Origin of the sequence: Mycobacterium sp. 852002-51152_SCH6134967, from assembly GCF_001667105.1 — a bacterium.
GTDB lineage: Bacteria > Actinomycetota > Actinomycetes > Mycobacteriales > Mycobacteriaceae > Mycobacterium > Mycobacterium neumannii_A.
Genome location: NZ_LZIK01000063.1, coordinates 314,056 through 320,246 on the forward strand (window position 1 = coordinate 314,056; position 6,191 = coordinate 320,246).

At 66.9% G+C, this 6,191-nt stretch carries 7 protein-coding genes; 3 read left to right on the top strand and 4 right to left on the bottom strand.

All coding sequences use genetic code 11. The features are described 5' to 3' along the window. The first annotated feature begins 99 nt into the window (after positions 1-99). Together A5790_RS20350 and A5790_RS20355 are read left to right on the top strand one after the other, a co-directional pair. A complete protein-coding gene (locus A5790_RS20350; protein ID WP_066848294.1) occupies positions 100-411 on the top strand; it encodes an STAS domain-containing protein in 312 nt (103 codons plus the stop codon). A 10-nt stretch (positions 412-421) separates the two neighbouring features. Next, positions 422-1,231 carry an ANTAR domain-containing protein gene (locus A5790_RS20355; RefSeq protein WP_066848297.1) on the top strand — a complete coding sequence of 270 codons (810 nt, stop codon included), beginning with the start codon at positions 422-424 and terminating at the stop codon, positions 1,229-1,231. A gap of 30 nt (positions 1,232-1,261) precedes the next feature. Here the strand turns inward: A5790_RS20355 and A5790_RS20360 are convergent, their stop codons facing one another. Next, entirely contained in the window at positions 1,262-2,170 is a 909-nt protein-coding gene (locus A5790_RS20360; protein ID WP_064424787.1) for a DMT family transporter, read from the bottom strand. A 151-nt stretch (positions 2,171-2,321) separates the two neighbouring features. Here A5790_RS20360 and A5790_RS20365 point away from each other — a divergent pair, with 151 nt between their 5' ends. Continuing rightward, a complete protein-coding gene (locus tag A5790_RS20365) occupies positions 2,322-2,672 on the top strand; it encodes a hypothetical protein (RefSeq protein WP_064417839.1) in 351 nt (116 codons plus the stop codon). Positions 2,673-2,717: 45 nt separating this feature from the next. On the opposite strand, the gene A5790_RS20370 is transcribed toward A5790_RS20365, so the two are convergent. The 3 genes from A5790_RS20370 to A5790_RS20380 all read right to left on the bottom strand — a co-directional run bounded on the left by A5790_RS20370 (position 2,718) and on the right by A5790_RS20380 (position 6,076). Then, the gene (locus tag A5790_RS20370) at positions 2,718-2,993 is read right to left on the bottom strand and encodes a hypothetical protein (protein WP_064395932.1); all 276 of its coding nucleotides are present in this window, start codon (positions 2,991-2,993) and stop codon (positions 2,718-2,720) included. Next, positions 2,990-4,294 carry an MFS transporter gene (locus A5790_RS20375; protein ID WP_066848300.1) on the bottom strand — a complete coding sequence of 435 codons (1,305 nt, stop codon included), beginning with the start codon at positions 4,292-4,294 and terminating at the stop codon, positions 2,990-2,992. The genes A5790_RS20370 and A5790_RS20375 overlap by 4 nt, the downstream gene beginning before the upstream one ends. A 117-nt stretch (positions 4,295-4,411) precedes the next feature. Beyond that, complete coding sequence (locus tag A5790_RS20380) at positions 4,412-6,076, bottom strand: HNH endonuclease signature motif containing protein (RefSeq protein ID WP_082961820.1); 1,665 nt, start codon at positions 6,074-6,076, stop codon at positions 4,412-4,414. Positions 6,077-6,191 lie beyond the last annotated feature (115 nt).

Genomic DNA, 6,191 nt, shown 5'->3' on the forward strand with positions numbered 1-6,191 from the left:
AGGCGGTGGAGCCTCTAGGACATCGGGAGGTTCTGTGATCGGACTCGCTCACACTGCCGTCCATTGGTGTGCTTTTTTGACGGTGGGGGACGCAAAGTAGTGACCCGCAACCAGTTCCGGCTCGAGCCCGGGGGCGCTGAGGCGCCACCGGTGGTCACCGCGGTCGGCGAGATCGATTTGGCGAACGTCGACGAGTTCAGCGACGTGTTGACGCGCGCAGCCGCGGACAATTCCTCCGTCACGGTCGACCTCACCGAGGTCACCTACTGCGACAGCGCCGCCCTGCGGGAGCTGTTCTCTCTCGCGGCGAACGCCAAGCTCGAGTTGGTGGTGCCCTCGAACGGGCCGATCACCACGCTGCTCGGTATCTCCGGCCTCGACAAGGTCGCGACGGTCACCGTCGTCGACTGAGCGGATCGCCGTGCCAGCACCCAGTTTTCAGCCTCGCCAGCACCCCGAGCTGATCACGCTTTTGCACCGGATCCTCGAACGCTTGCAGGCCGACGTGTCGAACACCCTGGGGGTTGCCGTCACCGTCCACGACAAGCGGTTCAACGAGGACGCGTCTGCACTTGCGACGCTCGGTATCGAAGAGAAGATGCTCGCAGCTCAGCTGTCTGGGCTGGGCGGCCCCGTTGCCGACGCGCTGACCCATCAGGTGCCGGTGCTAAGCCTCGATCTGTGGACCGACGACCGCTGGCCCGGGCTGACCTTCGATGCGGCCGCCGACCTCGCCGGCGGGATCACGGGCGACTTGAAAGCCGTACACGGAGCGGCGGCGGTACCGGGCTTCTGGCGCGAGGACGCGGCGATTGTGCTGTCGTGCACGCTAACCGAGCCCGCCTCGGCGGTCACCGTCACGACGCTGGCCGCCTACGAGCAACTCGTCTCGGCGGCCCTCGTCACCACCGCGGCCCAGAACGAGGCCGCGTTCGAGGACCTGCTGGCCGCGCTGCAGTCGCGCGGGGCGATCGAACAGGCCAAGGGCGCGTTGATGGGGTTGGTCGGCTGCGACGCCGAGCAGGCGTGGAGCATGCTGCGTCGCGCGAGTCAGGAGTTCAACGTCAAGCTGCGCGAACTGGCGGTGGCGTTGTTGGAACACGTCAGCGGTCGTCCGGCCCAGCAGCCCGGCGTCGCCGAGCCGATCGCTCCGCAGCAGTCGGCGCGTGCCGCCGCTCAGCTCTTGTGGACGGCGATGGCGCACGAGCAGCGTCGATCCAACGGGCCGTAGCGTCTGGCCCCTGCTGTCAGCGCCGTGCTGTCAGGGTCCGTGTTTGGCCGCCGCCGCGGCGGCGGCCTCCGCCTCGAGCTCCTCTTCGAGCGCACCCTCGTCGCGGCCGAGCGCGATCGTGGCGGCAGCCATCGCGACGACGGCGGCTGAGATCGCGATCGCCTTCACGCCGCCGACGGTCATGTGCTCACCGAGGACCACCGCGCCCAGCACGACGGCGACCACCGGTTCGAGAACCAGCATCGTCGGCACCGAGGTCTGCAGGGATCCGGCGTGGAACGCGGACTGTTGCAGGAACACCGCGAGGACGCCCAGCACGAGGAGCAGATAGAGCGCAGGGGTGGTCACCACCTTGCCCACGCCGCCGTTGGCGAGCAGGAACATCACCAGCTTCGTCAGCAGCGCGACGACCCCGAACAGCAATCCGACCGCGACCGCGAGCAGCACCGCACGTTTCCACCCGGCGGTGCGGACGGCCAAGATCACACACGCCGTCACCGCACCGGCGCAGACGACTGCCACGAGAACGGAAAGGGGAACGGACGCCTCGTAGTCACCGGGTCGGGTCTTGGCAAGCACCACGAACACCGCGAGCGCGGCGGTGAGCACCATCGCCCACATCCACTCCCGGCGAGTGACCCGACGGTTGGCGAGCCGGGCGCTCAGCGGCAGAGCAAACAGGAGAGCCGACGTCAGGATGGGCTGAACAAGCAGCAGCGAACCCTTGATCAAAGCGAGGGCCTGAAAGCCATAGCCTGCCAGCGCGGCGGCCGTGCCGGCCCACCACAGCGGCCTGCGCAGCAGCGTCGTCACCATCACGGTGCTGATGCCGTGCTCCTCCGGTACGTCCAAGGTGGCGCGCTGCCTAACCACGATGCCGATCGCCAAGAAGACCGCGGCGAGCAGGGCGAGCAGGACGACCAGACCCTGATCTACCACGAGGGGCCTACCAAAGCGTTTCGCTCCCTTCCGGCCAGGCTGCGCACATCGGACAAGAACAACATACGGACCGCGGGCCTGCGCGCCTGGCTCGGAGGCAGCGACCGTTTGCGAGGTTTGGTGCCCCACCTATCGGGGCATCAAACCGATCATGAATCTGCGACGTTTGCTTGTGCTGGTCGGTGCGGTGGTCCTTCTGGTTGGAGTCATCGCCATGCTGGTCCCAGTGTCGATCTCCGGGCCGGACAACCAGAAGATCTCGTGCGGCAATGCCATCGCCGCGGACGACTCCGAGGCCAGCCAGGCCAACAGCAACGATCCCAACCAGCTGAAGAACCTCCCGATCATCGATGAGCTGACTGAGGATCCGCCGGACTATGTCGCGCAGTGCCACTCGGCGGTGTCCGATCGTCGCATGTGGTCGATTCCGGTCGCGATCATCGGTCTGGTCGTGCTGGTCGCCGGATTCCTGGTCGGCGGCCGCAACGCTCGGGCAGGCTGACGCCAGTCGAGGTCGGCCGGCATCGACCCAGCCGGGCCTTCGACGCTAGCTGGCCTCGCGGTCGCCCGTGACCACCCGCAGTGATGGTGCTGTGCGCTCGGGGGCGATCCGATCGTTGACGGTGGCGACGACGGTGTCGACGCGGTTGACCGCCCGGTCGCACAGACCACGGACTTTGTCGCTGACGGAGTCGACGTCGTCGGCGGCGCTCAACAGGTAGGAGCGCACGTTGACGCGCAGTCGCTCGCCTGCGGCTCGAGCGCGGCGGCGCAAGTGATCGTCGATCTCGACCGTGACGTAGGGCATCACGCGAAGCTTCATGAACCCACCCTAGACGCCGGCTGTCGATCGGCGGTCTGTGCGAGCGGCCGGCCCGCGGACTCCCGCAGCGTGATGATCGTCGCGAGCGAGACCACCGCGGCGACGACCAGGTACCACGCTGGCGCGAGATCGTTGCCGGTCTCGGCGGTCAGCCAGGTGACCACGTACGGGGTGGTGCCGCCGAATCCGGCGACGCAGATGTTGTAGCCGATCGAGAATCCGCTGTAGCGCACGGTGGTGGCGAACAGTTCGACACCGGCCGACACCGCGGTGGAGACGTAGATCGACTCGATGACCGCCAGACCGCAGTGGGCGGCGATCGCGGCGACCAGCGACCCGGAGTTGAGCAGCAGGAAGAGCGGATAGCCCAGAACCGCGAAGGCCACCGATCCGGCGATCAGCATCGGCCGACGGCCGATCCGGTCCGACAGCGCGGCCAACGGAAGGATGAGGACGAGCGCGACGAGGCTGGCCAGCGTGACCGACAGGAAGGCGTCGGTCTTGGAGAACTCGAGCGTCTGGATGAAGTAGGTCGGCAGGAACGTGAACACCACGTAGTAGCCGACGTTGAAGACGATGAACATGCCGACGACTTGCAGGATCGGCCGCCATGACGTCGTGAACGCCTCACGCAGCGGCGACTCCGCGACGCGGTCGGTCTTGCTGAGCTCGGCGAAGTGGGGCGTGTCGTCGAGGCGCAGCCGGATGTAGAGGCCGACGAGGCCCAGCGGCCCGGCGATCAGGAAGGGGATGCGCCAGCCGTAGTTCTCCATCGCCTCGGTGGGCAGCAGCGCCTGAAGCAGGGTCACGGTGATGGAGCCGAGCAGGAAGCCCAGCACGCCGGACCACGCCATGAAGGTGATGGTCAGCCCGCGGCGGCGTTGGGTTGCGAACTCCGCGAGATAGACGGCGCCTCCGCCGTATTCACCGCCGGCGGAGAACCCCTGCAGGCAGCGCAGGAGCAGAAGGAGCAGCGGCGCTGCGACGCCGATCGAGGCGTAGGTGGGCAGGACGCCGATGAGGACGGTCGCGCCCGACATCAGCAGGATCACCAACGCCAGGACCCGTTGCCTGCCGATCTTGTCGCCCAGGGGGCCGAAGACGAATCCGCCGAGCGGACGCATGAAAAAGGCGGCCGCGAATATCGCGAACGTGTTCAGCAGTGCCGCCGTCTCGTTGCCCGCCGGAAAGAAGTTGGCCGCGATGTATGTCGCCAGGAAGCCGTAGATAGCGAAGTCGAACCACTCGACGGCGTTCCCGATCGACGCACCTGTGATCGCCTTCCGCACATCGCTTGGCATCCGACCTCCCGAAAGTAAGCGCTGCGCTGAGCATTTCGCTTACCGGGCCGGTAAGCGCCCTACGAAGATATCGGGCTGGCCCCCCGCCCGCGAGCGGCTGCGTGTGTTCATCAGTGGTCAGAACGGCGCGGGATCGGTGTCCGTGGTGTCAACGCCGGCGTCCGTGGCGATTTTCCACAGGTCATCGTCCTGCGGTGGTGGCCTGCTGGGTTGGGTGGTCGCGGGCGCGGCCCACCTCTTGCGGTCGAGGGCGTTGAGGGCGCGCTCGCTTTCGATTCGTTGAAGCCGGTCTTGGGCACGCGTTCGTCGGCGGCGCGGCATCATCGCGCCTTTGTCGCCGTGTCGTGCTGGCCGGGTGGGCACGGGCAGGGTGGCGGTGGTGGTGTCCCAGCCGGGGTAAAACAGCCGGCTTCCGGGGTGGGTGAGATAGGTTCTGCCCGACGGTGCGGTCCACAGGACGGTTCCGTCGGGATGTTGCTGATCGCCCCACCCGCCGAATGTCTTGAGTAAGTGATGAATTCGGCACAGGCACTTGAGGTTCGACGGATGGGTGACACCCGCCGGAGAGGGTGTCGTGTGGTCAAGGTCGCAGAAGTCGGCCGGGCGAGTACAACCGGGAAACCGGCAGGTCATATCGCGCATTCGGACAAATCGTGCGGTCTTGCCCGAAGGCCGATAGCCGGTCTCGGGCGCGGCGGGCGGTTTGTGAACCCACTGGACCTTGGCCCCGTTCTTGATCAGCTCAGCCAACAACGGGGTCGGGATCAGCCCACCGCCGATGATCAGTGCCGCAGCGGATCTCGGCTTCGGCCGCTCTGCCGCCGGTTCGGCAGGTTGCGGCTCTGCCGCCGGTTCGGCAGGTTGCGGCTCTGTCGCCGGTTCGGCAGCTTGCGGCTCTGTCGCCGGTTCCACCGGCCCGGCCGCCGGCTCTGCCGTCGCGGATTCGGCAGGTGTTGCGGGTACGGGTTCTGTGTTCGGAGCGTTGGCTTCGCTGATGACATTGATGACGAAGTGCGCTGCGCGGGGATCGTCTTGTCCGGCTGACGGGCAGTCGGGACTACCGCATTTGCAACTCAATCCCTCGGCGTTGGCGGCGATGGCGCCGAGCGCTTCGGAGCGGCGCTGTCCTGCGGTGCGCGGATCGTCTTTGCACACCTGGCTCGATAGCTGCGCGAGCCGGCGTTTGAGCAGTTCACCATCGGCGATGCTCAATCGGCCCCACAGCGACATCGTTCCAGTCACGTCATCACGCTTGCCCAAACGCACATCCCGGTTCTGGGCGGCCTCGCGCATGCGCCGGCGTGCGTCGGGATCGTATTCATCGACAAGGGAGTCAATCGCTGATTCCAATCGCGCCACCGACAACCCACCCCACTCGCCGGCACGCTGCGCGATCGCAGTGTCGATGCGCTCGGCGATCTGCGAGTCCACGATCAGTTGTGTGCGCCAGGTGATCGTCGACACCAGCGCCGCACTCAACCGCCCCTGCGTGAACAGCGCCGCGACTTTTGGGAGCCGCTCGCGCAGCGCCATCGCGATGCACATCTGCCTCGAAGCCGCCCGGTCCCCGACCCCCATCGCCGCCGAGATCTCCGCCGACGCCATCCGCCACCCGTCGACGGCCAGATGATCCCGCTCCTCATCGGGTTCGGTGTAGCGCGCGGTCAACTCCGCGGTGGCGGCCAGCCGCCGCGCGGCCAGCATCGCCTCAGAGCGCGCACACTCCTCGATCGCGGCCACGACTGTCTTGTCGTCGGCGTCCACGAAGTCGGACTCGAACATGCGTTCGATTATGCCATCGCCCACCGACAAGTCGGGACTGTGATGTCTCAGCACATCGGTGACAGTTCTGCATCAGGACATCGGTGACGGTTGGTGTGTCAGGACTTCGGTGACG